The 20,853-nt window shown below is 73.5% G+C and carries 23 protein-coding genes and 1 pseudogene; 13 read left to right on the top strand and 11 right to left on the bottom strand.

The window, feature by feature from the left end:
• Positions 1–6: 6 nt before the first annotated feature.
• The 4 genes from GE300_RS00830 to def (GE300_RS00815) are packed head-to-tail and all read right to left on the bottom strand — an operon-like array spanning position 7 to position 2,231.
• Positions 7–222 (bottom strand): GlsB/YeaQ/YmgE family stress response membrane protein, encoded by a 216-nt coding sequence (locus GE300_RS00830; protein WP_154443952.1) that lies wholly within the window; start codon positions 220–222, stop codon positions 7–9.
• A 29-nt stretch (positions 223–251) separates the two neighbouring features.
• Positions 252–1,184: a methionyl-tRNA formyltransferase gene (gene fmt, locus GE300_RS00825; protein WP_154443950.1), complete on the bottom strand. Its 933-nt coding sequence runs from the start codon at positions 1,182–1,184 to the stop codon at positions 252–254.
• Entirely contained in the window at positions 1,184–1,693 is a 510-nt protein-coding gene (def, locus tag GE300_RS00820; RefSeq protein ID WP_154443948.1) for a peptide deformylase, read from the bottom strand. Before def (GE300_RS00820) ends, fmt begins: the two co-directional genes overlap by 1 nt.
• Positions 1,694–1,712: 19 nt before the next feature.
• On the bottom strand, positions 1,713–2,231 hold the full coding sequence (def, locus tag GE300_RS00815; protein WP_154443946.1) for a peptide deformylase: 519 nt from the start codon (positions 2,229–2,231) through the stop codon (positions 1,713–1,715).
• Between the two features lie 104 nt (positions 2,232–2,335).
• Between def (GE300_RS00815) and GE300_RS00810 the strand changes: the two genes are divergently transcribed.
• The 5 genes from GE300_RS00810 to GE300_RS00790 all read left to right on the top strand — a co-directional run bounded on the left by GE300_RS00810 (position 2,336) and on the right by GE300_RS00790 (position 7,949).
• Positions 2,336–3,511, top strand: coding sequence for a MalY/PatB family protein (locus tag GE300_RS00810; RefSeq protein WP_154443944.1), 1,176 nt, complete (start codon positions 2,336–2,338; stop codon positions 3,509–3,511).
• A gap of 114 nt (positions 3,512–3,625) precedes the next feature.
• Positions 3,626–4,876 carry a multidrug effflux MFS transporter gene (locus GE300_RS00805; RefSeq protein ID WP_154443942.1) on the top strand — a complete coding sequence of 417 codons (1,251 nt, stop codon included), beginning with the start codon at positions 3,626–3,628 and terminating at the stop codon, positions 4,874–4,876.
• Positions 4,877–4,954: 78 nt separating this feature from the next.
• Positions 4,955–5,914, top strand: a complete 960-nt coding sequence (locus GE300_RS00800; protein ID WP_154443940.1) for an L-malyl-CoA/beta-methylmalyl-CoA lyase — start codon at positions 4,955–4,957, stop codon at positions 5,912–5,914.
• Positions 5,915–6,043: 129 nt separating this feature from the next.
• On the top strand, positions 6,044–6,898 hold the full coding sequence (locus GE300_RS00795) for a class I SAM-dependent methyltransferase (protein WP_233416688.1): 855 nt from the start codon (positions 6,044–6,046) through the stop codon (positions 6,896–6,898).
• Between the two features lie 88 nt (positions 6,899–6,986).
• Complete coding sequence (locus GE300_RS00790; protein WP_154443936.1) at positions 6,987–7,949, top strand: acetyl-CoA carboxylase carboxyltransferase subunit alpha; 963 nt, start codon at positions 6,987–6,989, stop codon at positions 7,947–7,949.
• Positions 7,950–7,971: 22 nt separating this feature from the next.
• Here GE300_RS00790 and GE300_RS00785 read toward each other — a convergent pair whose 3' ends face one another.
• Genes GE300_RS00785 through GE300_RS00775 form a run of 3 tightly spaced genes read right to left on the bottom strand, consistent with a single transcriptional unit; the run spans position 7,972 to position 10,288 of the window.
• On the bottom strand, positions 7,972–8,703 hold the full coding sequence (locus GE300_RS00785; RefSeq protein ID WP_233416687.1) for a lysophospholipid acyltransferase family protein: 732 nt from the start codon (positions 8,701–8,703) through the stop codon (positions 7,972–7,974).
• On the bottom strand, positions 8,703–9,614 hold the full coding sequence (locus GE300_RS00780) for a cell division protein FtsX (RefSeq protein ID WP_325063049.1): 912 nt from the start codon (positions 9,612–9,614) through the stop codon (positions 8,703–8,705). Before GE300_RS00780 ends, GE300_RS00785 begins: the two co-directional genes overlap by 1 nt.
• The gene (locus tag GE300_RS00775) at positions 9,611–10,288 is read right to left on the bottom strand and encodes a cell division ATP-binding protein FtsE (RefSeq protein WP_325063048.1); all 678 of its coding nucleotides are present in this window, start codon (positions 10,286–10,288) and stop codon (positions 9,611–9,613) included. Before GE300_RS00775 ends, GE300_RS00780 begins: the two co-directional genes overlap by 4 nt.
• A 191-nt stretch (positions 10,289–10,479) precedes the next feature.
• On the opposite strand from GE300_RS00775, the gene GE300_RS00770 reads away from it, so the two are divergent.
• Positions 10,480–11,295 carry a zinc-ribbon domain-containing protein gene (locus tag GE300_RS00770; protein ID WP_233416686.1) on the top strand — a complete coding sequence of 272 codons (816 nt, stop codon included), beginning with the start codon at positions 10,480–10,482 and terminating at the stop codon, positions 11,293–11,295.
• A gap of 171 nt (positions 11,296–11,466) precedes the next feature.
• Positions 11,467–12,195 (top strand): DNA repair protein RecO, encoded by a 729-nt coding sequence (recO, locus tag GE300_RS00765; RefSeq protein WP_325063047.1) that lies wholly within the window; start codon positions 11,467–11,469, stop codon positions 12,193–12,195.
• Here recO and GE300_RS00760 read toward each other — a convergent pair.
• Positions 12,192–12,599, bottom strand: coding sequence for an META domain-containing protein (locus tag GE300_RS00760; RefSeq protein ID WP_154443930.1), 408 nt, complete (start codon positions 12,597–12,599; stop codon positions 12,192–12,194). The two genes, recO and GE300_RS00760, sit on opposite strands and share 4 nt — an antisense overlap.
• Positions 12,600–12,718: 119 nt before the next feature.
• Here GE300_RS00760 and GE300_RS00755 point away from each other — a divergent pair, with 119 nt between their 5' ends.
• The 5 genes and pseudogenes from GE300_RS00755 to GE300_RS00745 all read left to right on the top strand — a co-directional run bounded on the left by GE300_RS00755 (position 12,719) and on the right by GE300_RS00745 (position 15,001).
• Positions 12,719–12,907, top strand: a complete 189-nt coding sequence (locus GE300_RS00755) for a hypothetical protein (RefSeq protein WP_154443928.1) — start codon at positions 12,719–12,721, stop codon at positions 12,905–12,907.
• Between the two features lie 18 nt (positions 12,908–12,925).
• Positions 12,926–13,174 (top strand): annotated as a pseudogene (locus tag GE300_RS23490) (aminotransferase class V-fold PLP-dependent enzyme); the annotation flags it as partial.
• 16 nt (positions 13,175–13,190) lie between these two features.
• Entirely contained in the window at positions 13,191–13,406 is a 216-nt protein-coding gene (locus tag GE300_RS23485; RefSeq protein ID WP_325063046.1) for an aminotransferase class V-fold PLP-dependent enzyme, read from the top strand.
• 161 nt (positions 13,407–13,567) lie between these two features.
• Positions 13,568–14,233 (top strand): hypothetical protein, encoded by a 666-nt coding sequence (locus tag GE300_RS22800; protein WP_233416685.1) that lies wholly within the window; start codon positions 13,568–13,570, stop codon positions 14,231–14,233.
• A gap of 54 nt (positions 14,234–14,287) precedes the next feature.
• Positions 14,288–15,001: a L,D-transpeptidase gene (locus tag GE300_RS00745; RefSeq protein ID WP_154443924.1), complete on the top strand. Its 714-nt coding sequence runs from the start codon at positions 14,288–14,290 to the stop codon at positions 14,999–15,001.
• On the opposite strand, the gene GE300_RS00740 is transcribed toward GE300_RS00745, so the two are convergent.
• Both GE300_RS00740 and GE300_RS00735 read right to left on the bottom strand, forming a co-directional pair.
• Positions 14,995–16,347 carry a hypothetical protein gene (locus GE300_RS00740; RefSeq protein ID WP_154443922.1) on the bottom strand — a complete coding sequence of 451 codons (1,353 nt, stop codon included), beginning with the start codon at positions 16,345–16,347 and terminating at the stop codon, positions 14,995–14,997. The two genes, GE300_RS00745 and GE300_RS00740, sit on opposite strands and share 7 nt — an antisense overlap.
• A 230-nt stretch (positions 16,348–16,577) precedes the next feature.
• Positions 16,578–18,269 carry an acyl-CoA dehydrogenase family protein gene (locus GE300_RS00735; protein WP_154443920.1) on the bottom strand — a complete coding sequence of 564 codons (1,692 nt, stop codon included), beginning with the start codon at positions 18,267–18,269 and terminating at the stop codon, positions 16,578–16,580.
• 195 nt (positions 18,270–18,464) lie between these two features.
• Between GE300_RS00735 and GE300_RS00730 the strand changes: the two genes are divergently transcribed.
• The gene (locus GE300_RS00730) at positions 18,465–19,235 is read left to right on the top strand and encodes a sulfite exporter TauE/SafE family protein (RefSeq protein WP_154443918.1); all 771 of its coding nucleotides are present in this window, start codon (positions 18,465–18,467) and stop codon (positions 19,233–19,235) included.
• An 84-nt stretch (positions 19,236–19,319) separates the two neighbouring features.
• Here the strand turns inward: GE300_RS00730 and GE300_RS00725 are convergent, their stop codons facing one another.
• The gene (locus GE300_RS00725; protein WP_154443916.1) at positions 19,320–20,819 is read right to left on the bottom strand and encodes a gamma-glutamyltransferase; all 1,500 of its coding nucleotides are present in this window, start codon (positions 20,817–20,819) and stop codon (positions 19,320–19,322) included.
• Positions 20,820–20,853: the final 34 nt, after the last annotated feature.

The following is a 20,853-nucleotide window of genomic DNA, read 5'->3' as shown; positions in this document are numbered from 1 at the left end:
CCGGGTTCATAGCCACAGCGCGCCGAGCGCGCCGAGGATCGCGCCCAGCAGGCCGACGAAGGCGCCCAGCAGCCACAGGCCCAGCCACAGCACCGCATAGCCGACCAGCGCGCCGCCCGCACCCAGCGCCGCCGCCAGGCCGGAGCCGATGCGCAGCTCCATCGCCCGGTCGCCGATCAGCCCGACCACCGCGCCCAGCGCCATCAGCAGCAGAAATCCCATGTCGCGTCCCCCGTTGCCCGGCGGCCAGTCTAGCGGCTGCGCGCCGGCGGCGGAACCGCTCGGCCCAGCGTCGTGCCCGCGGGCAGCGCCAACCCGCGCAGAAAGCTGTCGGCGTCCTGCGCCGCGCGGCCGGCGCGCTGGGCGCGGGTGATCTCGACCGCGCCGGTGCCGCAGGCGACGGTCAGCCCGGCAAGGACGGTGCCGGGGGCGCCGGCGCCGTTCGCCGGACGCGCGCCGAGCAGCTTGATGCGCTCGCCGCCGGCCTCGGTCCAGGCGCCGGGGAAGGGGGCAAGGCCGCGGATCTGCCGGGCGACCTCGTCGGCCGGCCGGGTCCAGTCGATCCGCGCGTCGGCCTTGTCGATCTTGGCGGCGTAGGTGACGCCGTCCTCGGGCTGTGGCACCTCCGGCAGCGGCAGCGCGGCGAGCGTCTCGGCCACCAGTGCCGCGCCGATCCGCGCCAGCCGGTCGTGCAGCTCGCCGGTGGTCTCCTCGGCACCGATCGGCGTGGCGCGGCGCGCCAGCACCGGGCCGGTGTCGAGCCCCGCCTCCATCCGCATGATGCAGACGCCGGTCTCGGTGTCGCCGGCCATGATCGCCCGGTGGATCGGCGCCGCCCCGCGCCAGCGCGGCAGCAGCGAGGCGTGGATGTTCAGGCAGCCCTGCGCCGGCGCGTCGAGGATCGCACGCGGCAGGATCAGCCCGTAGGCCGCGACCACGGCCAGCTCCGCGTTCAGCGCCGCGAAGTCCGCCTGCGCCTCGGCGCCTTTCAGGCTGGCGGGGTGGCGCACCGGCAGACCCAGCGCCTCGGCGCGGGCCTGCACCGGCGACGGGCGCGGCTTCTTGCCCCGGCCCGCCGGGCGCGGCGGCTGGGTGTAGACGCAGGCGATCTCGTGGTCCGCCGCATGCAGCGTGTCGAGCGCGGGCACGGCGAACTCCGGGGTTCCCATGTAGATCAAGCGCATCAGCCGCTCCTTTTCGCCGCGCGTTGCCGCTTGGCGTGCTTCTGCAGCAGCATCCGCCGCTTGACCGGACCCAGCCGGTCGATGAACAGCCGCCCCTCGAGGTGGTCGACCTGGTGCTGCAGGGATCGCGCCCAAAGACCGGTCAGGTGCCGCTCGCGGCGCGCGCCGGTCTCGTCCAGCCATTGCACGGTCACATCGCACGGGCGGATCACCTCGGCCCGGAGCCCGGGCAGGTTCGGGCTGCCCTCCTGTCCCGCCTCGGTCTCCAGCGACCATTCCAGGATCTTCGGGTTGGCCATGCGCAGCGGCTTGCGGTCGGCGCCGGCGTCGACCACCACCACGCGCAGGCCGACGCCCAGCTGCGGCGCCGCAAGGCCGACGCCGGGCATGGCGTACATCGCCTCCAGCATCTCGTCCCACAGCGCGCGCACCGCGTCGTCCACCGCCGCGACGGGCGCCGCGACCTGCGACAGGCGCTTGTCGGGCCAGATGAGGTAGGGGCGGGGCAGGGGACCGGACGCCCGCGGGTCAGCCGCGGGCGCGCTCCTTCTTCAGCTTCTTCATCTTCTGGGTGACCATCGTCCGGCGTACCGGGCTGAGATAGTCGATGAACAGCTTGCCGTTCAGATGGTCCAGCTCGTGCTGGGCGCAGATAGACCACTGGCCGTCGAACTCGCGCTCCTGCAGCACGCCGTTCTCATCCAGGTACGACATGCGGATCTTCTCGTGCCGGTCGACGTCGGCGTAGTAGTCGGGGATCGACAGGCAGCCCTCTTCCGAGGTGACGATCTCGTCCGAGGTCCAGGTGATCTCGGGGTTGATGCAGACCGTGGGCGCGGCGCCGGGCTCGTCCCGCTCGCAGTCCATGGTGAACATCCGGCGCAGCACGCCGATCTGCGGCGCGGCCAGACCGATGCCGGGCGCGTCGTACATCGTCTCGAGCATGTCCGCGGCCAGCTTGCGCACCTCGTCGTCCACCGTTTCCACGGGCGGGACGACCTTGCGCAGGCGCGGATCGGGATGGATCAGGATGGGCCTCAGCGTCATGCGCAGGCACTTAGGCGATCCGGCGCGCCGCTGCAAGCGCGCGGGGTTGCGGGCGCGGTGCGGGGCGTTAGGTTGACGACGTACATCAGATGGATCCCACCCGCATGACCTTCGACTTCGACAGGCCGATCGACCGGCGCCGGACCAACACCTCCAAATGGGACAACATGCTGGCCGCGACCGGCGTGTCGCCGGACGACGGGCTGGCGATGTGGGTCGCCGACATGGATTTCGAGGCGCCGCCGGCGGTGAACGCCACGCTGCGCGCGCTGGCCGAGCACGGCGTCCACGGCTATTTCGGCGACGACCGGGCCTACAGGGCCGCGGTGACCGGCTGGCTCGAATCGCGCCACGGCTGGCATACGCAGCCCGACTGGGTGCTGTCGGCGCCGGGGCTGGTCTCGGCGGTGGCGATGTGCCTGCAGGGGCTGACCGCGCCGGGCGACGGCGTGGTGCTGTTCACCCCGGTCTACCATGCCTTCCACCGGATCGTCGCCGCGAACGACCGCCGCGTCGTGCAGAGCGAGCTGGCGCTCGAGGACGGGCGCTACCGGATGGACCTGGACGCGCTGGCGGCGCAGCTCGACGGCAGCGAGCGGATGCTGATCCTGTGCTCGCCGCACAATCCCGGCGGTCGTGTCTGGTCCGGGGACGAGTTGCGCGCGCTGGGCGCGTTCTGCGTGCGCCACGACCTGCTGCTGCTGTCCGACGAGGTGCACATGGACCTGGTCTATCCGGGCCACCGGCACCGGATGACGGCGCTGGCGGTGCCGGGGATCGAGGACCGGCTGATCACCCTGGTGGGGCCGGCGAAGACCTTCGGCATCAACGGCGCGCTGATCGGCCAGATCGTGATCGAGCACGCGCCGCTGCGGCGCAAGGTGGCGCACGCGCTGTCGGCCGCGGGGCTGGGGCTGAACCGGGCGGCGGCGATGATGTGCACCGCCGCCTTCGCGCACGGCGCCGACTGGCTCGACGCGCTGATCCCCTATCTCGACGACAACCGTCGCACGTTCGAGCAGCGGGTGAACGCGCTGCCGGGCATACGCTGCATGCCGCTCGACGCCACCTACCTGGCCTGGGTCGACTTCTCGGTCACCGGCATGACGCGCGAGGAATTCACCCGCCGCGTCAAGGAAGAGGCGCGCATCGCGGTGAACGAGGGGCCGAGCTTCGGCAAGGGCGGCGAGAACTGGCTGCGGTTCAACCTTGGCACCCGCCGCGGGCTGGTCGACGACGCGCTGGAGCGGCTGGAGCACGCCTTCGCCGATCTGCGGTAGGTGCGCGACGGCCGGGCTTGCACGTCCGGGCGATCGGGGCCAGCTTGAACCTCCGGCCGATTTCCGGCCGGACACATTGCCTTTGCCCGTCTCCGGGCCCCGAAAGCCGTTTCTATGACGAAAATTGCCGATCCTTCCGCTGCGCCCCCGTCGATCTGGCTGGACCGCGCCACCGCGCCGCGCGTGCTTACGCTGGTCCTGATCGCCGGGCTCGGCGCGCTGAACATGAACATCTTCCTGCCGACGCTGCCGGCGATGGCGGCGTTTTTCCAGACCGACTACGCGCTGGTGCAGCTGGCAGTGTCGGCCTATCTGGGGGTGACCGCGCTGCTGCAGCTGGTGGTCGGGCCGCTGTCGGACCGTTACGGGCGGCGGCCGGTGATGCTGGCGGGACTGGCGATCTTCCTGGTGGCGACGGTGGCATGCATCCTGTCGACTAACATCGTCACCTTCCTGGTGTTCCGCATGATCCAGGCGACCGTGGCCACCGGCATCGTGCTCAGCCGCGCGGTGGTGCGCGACATGGTCAGCGCGGACAAGGCTGCCTCGATGATCGGCTACGTCACGATGGGCATGTCGCTGGTGCCGATGGTGGGCCCGGTGCTGGGCGGCATCCTGGGCGAGACCTTCGGCTGGCAGTCGACCTTCATCTTCACGCTGCTGTTCGGCCTGGGCGTCAGCGCGATCGTCTATCTCGACATGGGCGAGACCAACCGCACCCGCTCGGCCAGTTTCGGCGAGCAGTTCCGCAGCTATCCCGAGCTGGTGCGCTCGCGCCGGTTCTGGGGCTATGCGCTGATCGCCGCCTTCGCCTCGGGCGGGTTTTTCGCCTTCCTCGGCGGCGCGCCCTACGTCGCCAGCCGGGTGCTGGGCATGACCCCGGGCGAGACCGGCCTCTACTTCGGCCTGATCGCGGTGGGCTACATGATCGGCAACGGGCTGTCCGGGCGCTACGCCGAGTCGATCGGCATCAACGGCATGGCGATGATGGGCTCGGTGACCGCGGTCGCCGGGATGGTGATCGCCTGCGCGCTGTTCCTGGTGGGCATCCAGACGCCGCTGTCGCTGTTCGGCCCGATCCTGCTGGTGGGTCTGGGCAACGGCCTGACCCTGCCCAGCGCCAACGCCGGCATGGTGTCGGTGCGACCGCACCTGGCGGGCTCGGCCTCGGGGCTGGGCGGCGCGCTGATGATCGGCGGCGGCGCGGCGCTGTCGGCGATCACCGGCGCGCTGCTGGGGCCGGGCTCCGGCGCGTGGCCGCTGCTGCTGATGATGCTGGCGACGTTGTCGATGGGCATCGCCGCCTCGGTCTACGTCGTGCTCCGGGCCCGCGTCGTCGAGGCGCAGGGCGGCGATCCGCTGTGATCCGTCGTTGACATCCGCGCGAAACATCGTGATCCCTTGACACAACGCCGTGAAATTTAGTTGCGCAAGGATCTGTCGATGAGCTTCCGAGTCCAGCCCGCGCCGCCCGCCCGACCGAACCGCTGCCAGCTGTTCGGTCCCGGCTCGCGCCCGGCGATCTTTCCGAAGATGGCGGCCTCGGCCGCCGACGTGATCAACCTCGACCTCGAGGACAGCGTCGCCCCCGGCGACAAGGACCAGGCGCGGGCCAACGTGATTGCCGCCACCAGGGACGTCGACTGGGGCCGCAAGACGCTGTCGGTCCGGATCAACGGCCTCGACACCCCGTTCTGGTACCGCGACGTGGTGGATCTGCTGGAGCAGGGCCGCGACCGGCTGGACCGGATCATGATCCCCAAGGTCGGCTGCGCCGCGGATGTCTACGCCGTCGATGCGCTGGTCTCGGCGATCGAGGCCGCCAGGGGCCGCACCAGGCCGGTCGCCTTCGAGGTGATCATCGAGACCGCCGCCGGCTTCGCCCATGTCGGGCAGATCGCCGCCGCGTCGCCGCGGCTCGAGGCGATGAGCCTCGGTGCCGCCGATTTCGCGGCATCGATGGGCATGGCCACCACCGGCATCGGCGGCACCCAGCAGGACTACTACATGCTCGCCCCCGACGGCGCGCGGCACTGGGCCGACCCGTGGCACGGGGTGACGGCGGCGATCGTCGCCGCCTGCCGTACCCACGGCGTGCTGCCGGTCGACGGCCCGTTCGGCGACTTCTCGGACGAAGCCGGCTTCGAGGCGCAGGCGCGCCGCGCCGCCACCCTGGGCATGGTCGGCAAATGGGCGATCCACCCCGCCCAGGTCGCCGCCGCGAACGCGGTGTTCACCCCGTCCGACGCCGCCGTGGCCGAGGCGCGCGAGATCCTCGCGGCGATGGAGCGGGCCGAGGCCGAGGGCGCCGGCGCCGCGGTCTACAAGGGCCGGCTGGTCGACATCGCCTCGGTGCGCCAGGCCAGGGTGATCGTCCGCCAGGCCGAAGTGATCGCGCCCTAGGGCAAAGCCCACGCTTTCCCTTTCGTCCGCCGCGCCAGGCGCTATCGTGAACCGTGACCGTGACCGTGAACTATGGCGCGCGGGCGCGCGCGTGGCACGCGTGGGGCAGGGAAGCGGCGGGGGAACAGCATGAGCCAGGACAACAGCGGCCAGCGCGAATTCTGGTCCGGCAAGCCGGGCGAGACCTGGCTGCGCCACACCGCCGCGCTCGACGTCTTCTTCGCGCCGGTGGACGGGCTGCTGCTGGATGCGGCGGCGCCGACGCCGGGCGAGGCGGTGCTCGATCTGGGCTGCGGCGCCGGGGCCACCAGCCGCACCTTCGCGGCGGCGGTGGCGCCGGGCGGGTCCGTGCTGGGGCTGGACCTGTCGCCGCTGATGGTCGAGCGGGCGATTCGCGACAGCCTCGAGGCCGGGGTCGGCAACGTCCGCTTCGTGCAGGGCGACGCCGCCGACGCCGGTCTGCCGCCGGCGGCGCACGACCTGCTGGTCTCGCGCTTCGGGGCGATGTTCTTCGCCGATCCGGTGGACGGCTACCGCACGCTGCGCGGCACGCTGAAGCCGGGCGGCCGGATCGCGCTGGCGTGCTGGGCCGGCTACGCCGGCAACCCGTGGTTCCGGCTGCCGCAGCGGATCGCGCAGCAGCGGCTGGGCCCCGAGGCGCCGGGCGATCCGCATGCGCCGGGGCCGATGGCCTTCGCCGACATCGCGCGGGTCGAGGCGATCCTGCGCGCTGCCGGGTACGCGGACGTCCGCGGCACGGCGCATGATCTGCACCTGACCCACCCCGGAGGGATCGACGCGGCGCTGCCGCTGATGACCCAGCTCGGCCCGGCCGGGCGGCTGCTGCGCGAGCGCGACGGCAGCGCCGAGGACCGCCATGCCATCGCCGACGCGCTGCGCGCGGCGCTGGCCGGCTACCTCGCCCCGGACGGGGCGCTGTCGGTTCCGGCGCGGATCAACCTGTTCGCCGCCCGCCGCCCCTGAGCGTCCCGACCGCCCCGCGCGCCGTTGCAATCGCGGCCGTCGCGGGTCATATGTGCCGTCACGCAACTGACCGGGACCGACGCACCGCATGCACGCATACCTTGAATTCGAAAAGGGCCTGGCCGAGATCGAGGGCAAGGCCGAGGAACTGCGCGCGATGGCCCGCACCAACGACGGCATGGACGTCGAGGCCGAGGCCAAGGCGCTGGACAAGAAGGCCGCCGCGCTGCTGAAGGAACTCTACGGCAGCCTCACCCCCTGGCAGAAATGCCAGGTCGCGCGGCACCCGGACCGGCCGCACTGCATCGACTACATCGACGCGCTGTTCACCGATTACACGCCGCTGGCCGGCGACCGCAACTTCGCCGACGACCACGCGGTGATGGGCGGGCTGGCGCGGCTCGACGACGCGCCGGTGATGGTGATCGGCCTCGAGAAGGGCTCCGACACCCGCTCGCGGCTGGATCGCAACTTCGGCATGGCCCGCCCCGAGGGCTATCGCAAGGCGATCCGGCTGATGGACCTCGCCGACCGTTTCGGGCTGCCGGTGATCACCCTGATCGACACGCCCGGCGCCTATCCCGGCAAGGGCGCCGAGGAACGGGGCCAGGCCGAGGCCATCGCCCGTTCGACCGAGAAATGTCTCAATCTGAAGGTGCCGCTGGTCTCGGTGATCACCGGCGAGGGCGGTTCCGGCGGCGCCGTGGCCTTCGCCACCGCCGACCGGCTGGCGATGCTGGAGCACTCGGTCTACTCGGTGATCTCGCCCGAGGGCTGCGCCTCGATCCTGTGGAAGGACGCCGAGAAGATGCGCGAGGCCGCCGAGGCGCTGCGCCTGACGGCGCAGGACCTGGAGCAGCTGGGCGTGATCGACCGCATCGTCAAGGAGCCGCTGGGCGGCGCGCAGCGCGACCGCCGCGCCACGATCGAGGCGGTGCGCAAGGCGCTGCCGAAGTTGCTGGACGAGGTCCGCGAACTGCCGGCGGACGAGCTGATCCGGCTGCGGCGGCGCAAGTACCTGGACATGGGCTCGAAGGCGCTCGTCGCCTGACGCGGCGACCGGCGCGCCGGGCTCAGGCCCTGTGGCGCTCCGGCCGGTGCCCGGCCTCGGCCATCAGCGCGTTCGACACAGGCTCGATCTCCGATTCCAGCCGCTTCACGAATGCCTCCATCGACAGGCCGGTGGGGATCTCGGGCAGGTATTCCACCACCGCCAGCCCGGGCCGCCGCAGCCAGGACTTCCGGCCCCAGAACACGCCCGCGTTCGTCGCCGCCGGCACGCAGGGCTTGCCCATGCGCTGGTACAGCACCCCGGCGCCGACCTTGTAGGGCAGCACCGCGCCGGGCGCGACCCGCGTGCCCTGCGGATAGATCACCAGCTGCCCCGGCTCGGTGGCGTTGCGCGTCGCGCCCTGCACCATCTGCGTGACCGCCTGCCCCTTGCGGCCGCGCGCCACCGGGGTCGAGCCCATGCGCATCGCGTAGAGGCCCAGGATCGGCGCCCATCTCAGCTCCTTCTTCATGATGAACCGGGACCGGGGCAGGGCGGCGACGTGAATCAGGATGTCGAGGAACGACTGGTGCTTCGAGGCGACGATCACGTCGCCGGTCGGCACCGGGCCGCGCACCTCGGTGCGCAGGCCGCAGATCAGCCGCAGCATCACCAGCCCGATGCGGCAGAAGCTGCGCACGCTCCAGTGCGCGCCGCGCGGCGAGGCCAGCGCCAGCGGCGCGCACAGCAGCCCCATCACCAGCATCAGCGTGTAGAACAGCAGGTCGAACAGCATCGAGCGCAGCAGCAGCATCAGCGCACCCGCCGCAGTTCGTGGAACGCCGCCGCGCGGGTCGCGGCGAAGGCCAGCAGGCCGAACGCCGGCGGCACCGCCAGCAGCGCCAGCCAGCCGGCGGGCCCGGTCGGCGCCGCTGCGGGCAGTGCGCCGCCCGAGGCCAGCGCCAGCAGCAGGGCGGTGCCGGCGCCGGTGCCCAGCGCCGCGCCCAGCAGCGTGCGCAGGGTGAAGCGGCGCACGAAGGCGCGGGCGATGTAGCTGTCCTGCGCGCCGATCAGCCGCAGCGTCGCGATCACCGGCCGGTTCATCGCCAGCGCGGCGCGGGCGGCCAGCGTCACCACCGCCGCGGTCACGACGAAGGTCAGCGCCAGCGCGCCCAGCGCCAGCAGGCGCAACCGGCCGGCGGCGGCGGTGACGGTGCCGCTCCAGCGGTCGTGGCGAAGGTAGACGGCGTCGTCGAACTCGCCCGCCAGCCGCAGCTCCAGCGCCGCGCGGTCCAGCTCCGGCGCCTCCTCGACCGCCAGCATCAGCGGCAGGTCGGCGTCCGCCAGCATCGAGGTGTCGCCCATCCACGGCGCCAGCAGCGCGCGCGCCTCGTCGGCGCCGATGCGCCGGGCGCTGTCGATGCCGGGCGTCTCGCGCAGGATCATCAGCGCGCGCTCGGCGGCGGTCTCGGCGGTGGCGGGATCGGCGGCGATCTCCAGTGTCGCGGCGCCGTCCAGCGCCCCGGCCCAGTCGTCGGCGACCCGCCCGGCGGTCTGCGCCGCGGCGATCGCGATCAGCGCCAGCAGCGCCATCGCGGCGGCGGCCAGCGTGGTCAGGTGGCCGGTGGCGCCGCTGGGCGGCACCGTGCTGTCGGCCGAGGGGTCGCCGCGCAGCAGCGCCAGCATGCCGACCGTCCGCCCGGCGACCGTCCGCGCCGCGCTCACAGCTCGTGCCCCGCCAGGCGGACCTGGCCGTCGGCCAGCCGCAGCACGCGGGCGCTGACCTCGCGCTTGGCGGTGCGGATCAGCTCCAGGTCGTGGGTGGCGATCAGCACCGTGCGGCCCAGCCGGTTCAACTCGATCAGCAGGCTCAGGATCCTCTCTCCCATTTCGCGGTCGACGTTGCCGGTGGGCTCGTCGGCGATCAGCAGGTCCGGCGACAGCATCACTGCGCGCGCCAGCGCGGCGCGCTGCCGCTCGCCGCCGGACAGCTCGGGCGGGTAGGCGTCGGCGCGGTGGCCCAGCGCCACCCAGCCCATCAGATCCTCGATGTCCTTGTCGGCGGCCGGGGTGCGACGGCCGGCGATCTCCAGCGGCAGGGCGATGTTGCGGCGCACGCTGAGATGGTCGATGAACTGGCAGTCCTGGTGCACCATCCCCATCCGGCGGCGCATCAGCGCGATCCGGTCGCGGTCCAGCAGCGTGGCGTCCTCGCCGAAGAACGCCACCCTTCCGCCGCGCGGCAGCAGCGCCAGCGAGCACAGCTTCAGGAACGTCGTCTTGCCCGAGCCGGAGGGCCCGGTCAGAAAGTAGAATCCGCCTGCCTCCAGCGTCAGCGAGACGTCCTCCAGCACCGGATGGCCGTCATAGCCGAAGCTTGCTTTCTCGAACGCGATCACCTGGTCCAACCTGCCTTGACCCGCGCCGTGCCGCGCGGCGCCGCGAACATCGCAGAGCAACAGGTCCGCCGCAACCTCTCAGCGCTTTCTTGCAACACATGGACAAGTCGTTAAAGATCGGATCCGGCAGCATCCCGCGCTCGGTCCGCCCGGCCGCCGAAGTTCGCTGCCCGGTCAACGAGAGGACGAACATGCGTCTGGTCTGTCCCAACTGCGCCTCCCACTACGAGGTCGACTCCTCGCTGTTTCCCGAGGAGGGGCGCGAGGTCCAGTGCTCCAGCTGCGAGCACGTCTGGGTCCAGTATCCGGTCGACGAGGAGACGCCGCTGCGTCTGGATCCGGGTGCCGTGGTGACGCCGCCGCGCCCATCCGAGCGGCTCGACGCCGAGGAGCGCAGCGCGCTGGCGCGCGCCGTCGAAGACGAACTGGCGGCGCGGGGCGATGAGGATCCCGACGACGACGACACCACCACCAATGCTCCGACGTCGGAGGACGAGGACGAGATCGTCGCCGCGCTGCGTGCGCAGATCGCCGCCGAGGGCGGCAGGTTCGACGACAAGGGCCCGGCCAAGTCCGGCCGCCGCGACCTGCGCAAGGCCGCCGAGGCGGTCGGCGTCTCGGTCGCCGAGGCCGCGGACGAGGCCGAGCGCAAGCGCAAGTGGGATCTCGAGGCGCACGAGCGCGAGCGCCAGCGCCGCGCCGCCGCCTCGGGCCGCCGCGATCCGCTGGCGCGCGCCATCCAGTCCTACGATACCGAGCCCGTGCGGCGCCGGCGCGGCAGCGTCATGGCCGGCCTCGTTACCGCGCTGGTGCTGGTCGCCGCGGCGTCGGCCGTCTACCTGTACCAGAACGAGATCGCCCGGGCCTATCCGCCGGCGGAGCCCTGGCTGGCGCAGTACGACACCGCCGTCGAGCAGGCCCGCACCGAGGTCGAGGCGCTCTATGCCGAATATTCGGTGGTGGTGAAGCAGCAGATCGCGCAACTGACCGGCGACGGTGGCGAGTGACCGCCATCGCCTGATCGCGGGCCTGCCGGTGCCCGTCCCGGTGCCCGTGTCGGTGCCCACGCCCCGGCGCCGCGCCCGGTGGCGGACGGGGGCCTCCGGCGGGGATATCTTCCGGAAAGTGGAAGCGGGGCGCGCGCCCGGACCGGCAGCGCCGCGCTCCGGCTAGCGCCGGTGGACTGGCGCGGCGAGGGCGTGCTGCTGTCCGTGCGCCGGCACGGCGAGAGCGGCGCCATCATCGAGATCTTCACCGAAGAACACGGCCGTCACGCCGGCCTGGTGCGCGGCGGCGCCGGCCGGCGCATGGGCCCGGTGCTGCAGCCCGGCGCACAGCTCGACGTCGCCTGGCGCGGCCGGCTGTCCGAGCACCTGGGCACCTTCACCGTCGAGCCGGTGCGCGCCCGCGCCGGCGTGCTGGCCGACCGCGCGGCGCTGGCCGGGCTGGGTGCGGTCACCGCGCTGGTGTCGATGGCGCTGGCCGAGCGCATGGCCTATCCGGCGCTGTACCGGCGCACCGTGGCGCTGCTGGACCTGATGGAGGATGCCGGCCCCTGGCCCGTGCAGTACGTCGGCTGGGAACTGGAGCTGCTGGCGACGCTGGGCTTCGGGCTGGACCTGAGCGCCTGCGCCGTCACCGGCGCCGAGACCGACCTGACCTGGGTCTCGCCGCGCACCGGGCGCGCCGTCTGCCGCGCCGCCGGCGCCGACTGGGCCGACCGGCTGCTGCCGCTGCCGCCGTTCCTGCGCCGCGACGCCGGGGAGGCGCCGATCACCGCCGACGACCTGCGCGCCGGGCTGCGCCTGACCGGATACTTCCTGGCCCACCACCTGTGCCCGGCGCTGAACCGCGACGGCGTGCCGCCGGCGCGCGAGCGGCTGGAGCGCGCCTTCGCCCGTCTCTAGCTGCCGGGGCCTTCCGCGGCGCGGAAATACAGGCTTTGGCCGGCGTCGTTGCTGAGCAGCAGGCTGGATCCGGCGACCTCGGCGAAGTCCATCGCCCGCAGCGCCAGGAAGAAGCCGCGCTGCTCCTCGGCGCGGCGGCAGGTGTCGGCGGCGGGGGCGAAGTCGGCGAACTCGACCCACGGCAGCGGCGCCACCTGCCGCGCCTCGAAGCGGCCGCAGGGCGCGGCGCCGATCACCCGGCCGTCCTCGAGCAGGCGCAGCGTCGCCGGGAAGGTGGCGGCGGCGTTGTTCACCTGGTCCAGCCGCCAGACGGTGCGCGCGGGGGCGGCCTCGCCCACGGTGTCGGGCAGGGGCGAGCAGGCGGACAGGGCCAGCAGGCAGGCGGCGGCGCGGATCGGGCTCATCGGGCGCTCCTCGGTTGCGGTGCTGGCGCCGAGCCTAGCGCGCCGCGCCGATCTGTGAAGCCCCGGCGCTTGGCGTGGCCGCCCGGCGCGGTCCTTCTGATGGCGCGACAGGAGGCGGCATGATCGACATCGACCGGGTCCGGGCCGACACCCCCGGCTGCGCCCACGGGGTGCACGTCGACAACGCCGGCGCCGCGCTGATGCTGGATCCGGTGCTGGCGGCCGTCCGCGCGCACCTGGATCACGAGCCGCGCGTCGGCGGCTGCGAGGCCCCGCGCCGCGCCGCCCCGGCGCTCGACGCGTTCTAGGCCGAGGCCGCGGCGCCGCTGAACGCCGCGCCGTCCGAGATCGGCTTCGCCGAAAGCGCCGCCCGCGCCTGGGACCTGGTGTTCCACGGCCTTCGGCCGGGGCCCGGCGACCGGGTGCCGACCCATGCCGCGGAATTTGCCTCGAACGCGCTGATGATGCTGCACCTGCAGCGGCGGCTGCGGATCGCCATCGACCTCGTGCCGTCGGACGCGGACGGCGCGATCGGCGCCGCCGCCGCGCGGCTGGTCTCCCCGCGCACCCGGCTGCCGGCGCTGACCCCATGTGCCGACGCAGGGCGGGCTGGTGAACCCGGCCGAGACGGCGGGCGCGTTCGCCCGCGCGCACGGGCTGTTCTACCTGCTCGACGCCTGCCAGTCGGCCGGGCAGATCGCCCTCGACGTGGCCGCCACCGTCTGCGACGCGCTGCCTGGGACCGGGCGCGAGTACCTGCGCGGGTCGCGCGGCACACGGATCGGCCCGGGCGCGGCGGTGGCCTAACGCCCGGGCGCTGGGCCTGGCGGCGATCGCGGCGCGGGCGACGGCGCTGGCCGCGGCGCTGCGCGCGGCGCCGGCGGCGGTTCCGGGCGTCACCGTCCACGACCGCGGCGCCCGGCGCGGGCCTCGTCACGCTGCTCAAGACCGGCCGCGATCCGCAGCGGATGCAGGCGGCGCTGCGCGCGCGCGGCTTCGCCACCTCGGTCTCGACTGCCGACATGGCGCGGTTCGACCTGGACGGGCGCGGCCTGCCGGCGCTGCTGCGCGCCTCGGTGCACTGCTACAACACCGAGGACGATGTGGCACGGTTCGCCGCCGCCGTCGCCACGATCCGAGCGCCGGCGGGAATCGCACGCCGGGGTTCACAGGTCGCGGTTCACAAGCCGGTGAGCGCGACGTTGCGTCCGCTCGACACGCCGCCGGACAGGGGTCATGTTCCGGGCATGCAGCCGGTGCGCGCCCTGATCTTCGCGGTGTTGATGCTTCTCATGATGCCATGGGGGGCTTACGCGCGTGTGGCCGCCGGCGATCTGCCGGCCAGGTACCTGCCGACCACGTACGGGCCGGAGTACGGGCCGGTCGCGGCCGAGACCGGGGCCGCCGAGACCGGGGCCGCCAAGACCATCCCGGCGCCGGTGCGCGCCACCCTCATCCGCAACTGTCCGGGCGCGACGCTGCCCGGATCGCCTTGCGGCGTCGAACTGATCCTCGCCGCCGCCGCCGCCGCGGCGCGCGGCGAAAGCCGGGTCGCGCTGCCGCTTCCGGTCGACCTGCGCCCGGCGCGCAGCCTGTCTCCGACGCCGCCCCGGGCCCCTCCGCGCGGCTACTGACCGAAACCCTGGCGCGCCGCGCCGCATATCGTTCAGTAGCCCAGGAGGAGAGCCATGCTCACCCGACGCCATTTCCTGGCCGCCAGCGCGGCCGCAAGCCTGTCCGCCACCGCCGCCGCCACCGCCAGCGCCCAGACCCAGTCGGTCAGCGCGGCTGCGACCGCGGTCAGGCCGCCGATCCCGCCGCTGCCCGACTTCTACGGCGCCATCACCGACGAGCCGTTTCCGATTCCGGCGGTGCCGGAGGGCATGGTGCCGCCGCATCTGTGGCGGCAGCCGGTGGCCAATCCCTGGCCGGAGCACGCGCCCGGCACCATCGTCGTCGATCCGGACGCGGCGCTGCTGCATTTCGTCGAGTCGCCGCAGATCGCCACCCGCTACGGCGTCAGCGTCGGCGCCGCCGGCTTCGATTGGGAGGGGACCGCCCGACTGCAGTTCATACGCGACTGGCCGCGCTGGAAGGTGCCCGACAGCATGATCGAGCGCCAGCCGGATCTTGCGCCCTATTCCTGGCGCACGGGCGGGATGGATCCCGGGCCCGATAACCCGATGGGGGCGCGCGCGCTCTACCTGTTTCAGAACGGCGTGGACACGCTTTACCGCATCCACGGCAGCGCCAACGCGTGGGAGCTGGGCAAGGCGGTGTCCTCGGGCTGTATCCGGATGCTGAACCAGGACGTGATCGACCTTGCCGAACGCTCGGTGCATGGCGCGACCGTGGTGGTGCTGCCGTCGCAACCGTGGCGCGGAATCGGCCAGCTCTACTGAGGCGCGCACGCCCCGAGGGTCCGGTCGGGGCGGCCTGCGCCCTGACCGGGAGCCGCGCGCGCGGCACGAAGCAGCAGCAGCCACGCGCCGGGCAGCACGACCAGCGTCTCCCACGGCCAGGCCGGGGTCTGCAATGACAGCAGGCCGGGCCAGCGCCCGGTCGCGAAGCCGATGAACGCCGCCCAGTGCGCCAGCCCCAGCGCCAGCGCCGCGGCGGCGCCCGCGCGCCGGGCGCCGCGCCCCAGCCCGGGCGCGGCCGCGCCCAGGGTGAGCAGCCCCAGCAGCGGCAGCGCCCAGTCGATCGGCCGGCCGATCAGCAGCAGCACATAGGACAGCGCGAACGCCAAGGCAAAGCCCGGCGGATGCCGCCGCAGCGCCAGCAGGCTCGTCGCCAGCCGCGCGGCGAAACCGGCCAGCGTCGCCGCCATCGCCGCGCCCCGGGGCAGGCCGGCGCTCAGCAGCGCCTGCAGCGGGGCGCGGTTCCAGTGGTCCATCGGCCACCACGATGCCGGCGGCAGGGCAAAGTACTGCCGCGCCGCCGGCTCCGACAGATAGGCCAGCGCGCCGGCCCGCGCCGGGGTGGGCCAGCGCAGCACCTCGAGGCCCGCCAGCACAAGCGCGACCGCGGCGGCCGCCGCCAGACCGCCCGCGGCCGCGCGGCCGCGCGCCAGCAGGACGAAGGCGGCGAAAGCCGCGAACAGCAGCGCGAACTGCGGCTTCACCAGCAGCACCAGCGCGACCGGCACCCCCGCCAGCACCGCCGGCCCGCGCCACAGCAGCCCGCAGGCGGCGAGCGATGCCGCCAGCAGCAGGATCTCGACATTGCCGCCGGCATAGACCGCCAGCAGATCCGCCGACAACGCCGCCGGCAGCAGCCACCAGCCCGACCGCGCCCCGGCGAGCCGCAGCCAGCCCAGGCACAGCCCCGCCGCGGCCAGCGTGTGCAGCGCCAGGTAGACCAGCCCCGTTGCCGGGCCCGGCGGCAGCCACAGCGCCAGGCTCGGCGGGTACAGATACGGCCCCGATATCGGCGCGACCGCCGCGCCGCCGCCGTCGAAGCGCGCGCGGGCCGCGGCATGGATGTCGGCCCAGACCGCCTGCGCCGCCGCGACCTGGCGGTAGGGCGAGCCGGTCTGCCGCGCCCGCTCGGCGGCTTCGGCATAGGTGCGATAGTCGACCGGCAGGTCGCCCGCATCCAGCGTGACCGCCTTCAGCGCCAGCGCCAGCAGCGCCCACCACAGGACGAAGGCGAGGAATGGCAGGGCGCGCAGCATCCGGTGCGCCGCACCTCTGCGTGCGGGGCGTGCGCCCGGCCGGGCGGTCGGCTGCGGTCGGTCGTCGGGCATCGGATCCCCCATCCCTCGCCGCCGGACAATGCTACCACGTCTCGCCGCCGGCCGAGCGGCGGCCGGCGACGCGCGCGCCCGCGACCTGCCGCCGGTCCGGCGGCATCTGGGGCCGACACGGCGGCTGCGTCACCGCGCCAAACCCTTCGATCCGGTAAAACTCTGCAGGGTTCCGGTTGTATTTCAGCAGGTTGCGCTGGTTTTCACGGGTGAGAATCCCGCCGCGCGCCTCAGTTCACCCGGCTCTCCAGCAGCCGGCGCGCGATCACCTGGGCCTGGATCTCGGCCGCGCCCTCGAAGATCGACAGGATGCGGGCGTCGCACAGCACCCGGCTGATCGGGTACTCCAGCGCGAAACCGTTGCCGCCGTGGATCTGCACGCCGTTGTCGGCGGCGGCCCAGGCCACGCGGGCGCCCAGCAGCTTGGCCATGCCCGCCTCCAGGTCGCAGCGCCGGCCGGCGTCCTTCTCGCGCGCCGCGTGATAGCTCAGCTGCCGGGCGATCATGATCTCGACCGCCATCATCGCCAGCTTGCCGTAGACCCGCGGGAAGGCGGCGATCGGCTTGCCGAAGGCGGCGCGGTCGGCGGCGTAGGCCAGGCTCAGCTCCAGCGCGTTCTGCGCCACGCCGATCGCCCGCGCCGCGGTCTGGATCCGGGCGCTCTCGAAGGTCCGCATCAGCTGCCGGAAGCCCTGCCCGGTCTGCCCGCCCAGCAGCGCATCGCCCGGCACCCGGTGATCGTCCAGCGCCAGCGTGTATTCCTTCATGCCGCGATAGCCCAGCACCTCGATCTCGCCGCCGGCGATGGTTTCGTCCGGAAACGGCGCCGCGTCGGTGCCGCGGGTCTTCTCGGCCAGGAACATCGACAGGCCGGAATAGTCGTCGGTGGCGGGGTCGGTGCGCGCCAGCACCGTCATCAGGTCGGTGCGCGCGGCATGGGTGATCCAGGTCTTGTTGCCGGCCAGCACCCAGTCGTCGCCGTCCCGCGTCGCGCGGGTGCGCAGCGCGCCCAGATCCGACCCGGTGCCCGGTTCGGTGAACACCGCCGTCGGCAGTACCTCGCCGCTGGCGATCGCCGGCAGCCAGCGCGCCTTCTGCGCGGCGGTGCCGCCGCCCAGGATCAACTCCGCCGCGATCTCCGAGCGGGTGCCCAGGCTGCCGACGCCGATATAGCCGCGCGACAGCTCCTCCGAAACGACGCACATCGCCGTCTTGCCCATGCCGGCGCCGCCGAATTCCTCGGGGATGGTCAGGCCGAACACGCCGAGCCCCGCCATCTCGTCGAGCACCTCGATCGGGATCAGCGCGTCGCCCAGGTGCCAGCCGTGGGCGTGCGGCACCACCCGCTCGTCGGCGAAGCGGCGGAAATGGTCGCGGATCATCTCCATGTCCGGGTCCAGCCCAGTCGCGCCGAAGGTCGCCGCGCCCCGCGCCTCGCCCAGCCGCGCCGCCAGCACCCGGCGGGCGGCGTCGGTGTTGCCCTCGGTCAGCAGCGCGCCCGCGCCGGTGCGGAACGCGGCCCGGTCCGCCTCGACCACGCCCATATCGGCCAGCCGCGCCACCTCGCCCTGGCTCATCGCGATGCCGCCGTCGATCTGCGCCAGGTATTCGCCGAAGCCGATCTGCAGGATCAGCGCCTCGACCTCGCCCAGTAAGCCGGCGTCATCCAGCCGCCCGGCCCAGGCGTGCAGCTGGCGCAGCGCCTCGACATAGGTCGCCAGCCAGGCCAGTCCGTGCGCCGCGTGCTGGTCCGCCTCCAGCGCCGCGCCCGGGATCCGGCTGCCGGCGCCGCCGCCGATCCGCGCCGCCAGCGCCTGCCGCGCGGCCCGCTCCACCGTCTCGGCCGCTTGCAGCGCCGGACCGGTCAGCGTGGCCAGATCGGGCAGCAGGGCGGCGGCGAAATCATGGCTCTGGTCGGTCATCCGGGCGCTCCATGCGAAGATGTTGCTGCGATGCGGTATCGCTGCTGCGTTGCGGCAAAGCTAGGCCGGCCCGTGCGGGCGGTCAATAACGCGGCGCAATTAATTGTCGATTCAGGGAGTGAATAGGGAATATTATTAGCATTGCGTTCCTCCCGGGCCGGTGCCAGACCCGGGGCCGTCGGGTTGGGAATGCGCATGGAACAGCTGGTCGCGGAATACGGGATCTGGACGGTGGCGGCCGCGTTCGCGGTGTTCCTTTTCGCCGGTTTCGTCAAGGGCGCGGTCGGCTTCGCGCTGCCGATGGTGGCGATCAGCGGCGTCGGTTCGCTGATGTCGGCCGAGACCGCGCTTGCCGCGCTGATCCTGCCGGCGCTGGTCACCAACGTGCAGCAGTCGTTCCGCAACGGCGTCACCGAGGCGGCGGGCACGCTGCGCAAGTACTGGCGGCTGAACCTGGCGCTGTTTCTGCTGATCGGGCTGTTCGCGCAATTGGTCACGCTGCTGTCGGACGCGGCCTATTTCATGATCCTCGGCGGCATGGTGACCGTGGCCGGCAGCGTGCAACTGGCGGGCTGGCGGCCGCGCTTCGCGGCGCGGCTGACGGGGCTGGTGGAGTGGCTGACCGGGCTCGTCGCCGGGTTCTTCGGCGGGCTGGCCGGGGTCTGGGGACCGCCGATCCTGCTTTACCTGCTGGCGCGCGACACGCCCAAGGTCGAACTGGTCCGCGCCCAGGGCATCAGCTTCATGGTCGGCTCGTTCATCCTGACCGGAGCACATCTTGTCTCGGGGGTGCTCAACGGCCGGACGCTGCCGTTCTCGGTCTGGCTGATCGTGCCCGCGGTCGCCGGCATGCTCGCCGGGCAGGCGTTGCAGGACCGCCTCGACCAGGACCGGTTCCGCCGGCTGACGCTGTTCGTGCTGGTGCTGGCCGGGCTCAACCTGCTGCGCCGCGGCCTGTTCGGCTGACGATCGGGCCGCTCCCGCCTTCCACTGTCCCCAAATATCCCCGCCGGAGGCCTCCGGCGCCGGCCGCGCGTGCGGGACCGCGGATCAGCCGGACGCCGCCGCCCCCGCGCGCCGCGGATCGCCCGCCGCCTGCACGCCGCCGCGTCGGTCGCGCCGTGCGATGTGCACGCCGCCGAAATACATCGCCGGCCGGTCCCAGACCGTGGCCTGCGGCCACTCGGCCAGCAGCGCCTCGCGGCGGCCGTCCGCGCCCAGGCCCTCGAACGACAGGTTCCCGTTCTCGACATGCATGCGCGGCGCCGCCACAGCCGCGTCGGGCGGCAGGCCGGCGTCCACCAGCGCCAGCAGCGTCGTCGCCAGCGCCGAGCGGATCCGGTTCGACCCGCCCGAGCCCAGCAGCGTCAGCGTGCCGTCGTCGCCGCGCATCGCGGTGGGGCACATCATCGAGGCCAGCCGCCGGTCCGGCACCCAGCCCACCGGCCCGTCCGGCGACAGGTCCTCCTCGCCCAGCATGTTGTTCGGCTGGATCCCGGTGCCGGGGATCAGCCGGCCGCAACCCTCGCCGTTCGACAGGCTCAGCGCCGCGCCCGAGCCGTCGGCGGCGATCACCGAGATGTGCGTCGTGCCCCGCAGCGCGGGCGTGTGCGACGCCAGAAGCCGGCGCAGGTGCGCCACCCGGTCCGGGTCCAGCAGCAGCGCGCCGGCCCGGTCGGGCTGACGGTCGATGTCCAGGTCCGCGCGCAGCCGGGCGACCTCGGCCAGCGCCCGCGCGACCAGCACCGGGCGCGGCGCGCGGGGCAGGGCGCTCAGCGCCAGCGCGATCTGGACCCCGCCCAGCGAGGGCGGCGGGTTCAGCGCGATGTCGTGGCCCTGCCGGCGCAGCGTCAGCGCCGGACGCCAGGCGTGGCGGGCGTGGCGCAGGTCCTCGCCGGTCAGGTGGCTGCCGGGTAGCGCGGTCAGGCCTTGTCCCACCTCGCCCTCGGTAAAGAACCGCGGGCCCTCGGCGGCCAGCACCTCCAGCACGTCGGCCAGCTGCGGGTTGCACTGCACCGTGCCTTCCGCCGCCGGCTTGCCGCCGGGGGCGCAGAGCGCCGAGACGTCCGCGTCCGCAGTCAGGATCGGCGCGACCAGCCCGGCGACCTCGGCCTGGAAGGCGGTGACCGTGACGCCGGCGCGGGCGTGCTGCGCGGCGTGCGCCACCAGGTCGGCCCAGGGCATCCGGCCGTGCCGGTCGTGGGCCTCGAACAGCGCCGGGATCAGTGTCGGCGTCGCCACGGTGCCGGCGCCGATGTGGAAGTCCTGCGTCGCGGTGCCGAAATCCACGGTGATCGTGGCCAGGTCCAGCTCGCCTTCGGGGCGGCGGCGGCGCGGTGTCTGCACGAACGCGTCCAGCACATGCGGCGCCCCGGCCCCGGGGGCCAGCATCAGGAAGCCGCCGCCCAGCGGCTGCGCCAGCACCGGTTCGGCCACGAAGGCGGTGCAGGCGGCGGCGATGCAGGCGTCGACGGCGCTGCCGCCGGCGCGCAGGATCTGCTCGGCCGCCTCGGTGGTCAGCGCATGGCCGGTGGCGACGGCATAGGTCATGGGGTCGCGGGTCCGTTCATCGGCGCAGGTCTAG

Source organism: Halovulum marinum (assembly GCF_009697225.1).
GTDB lineage: Bacteria > Pseudomonadota > Alphaproteobacteria > Rhodobacterales > Rhodobacteraceae > Halovulum > Halovulum marinum.
The sequence above is the reverse complement of the archived record's forward strand: the minus strand, read 5'-3'. Positions and strand labels throughout refer to the sequence as shown.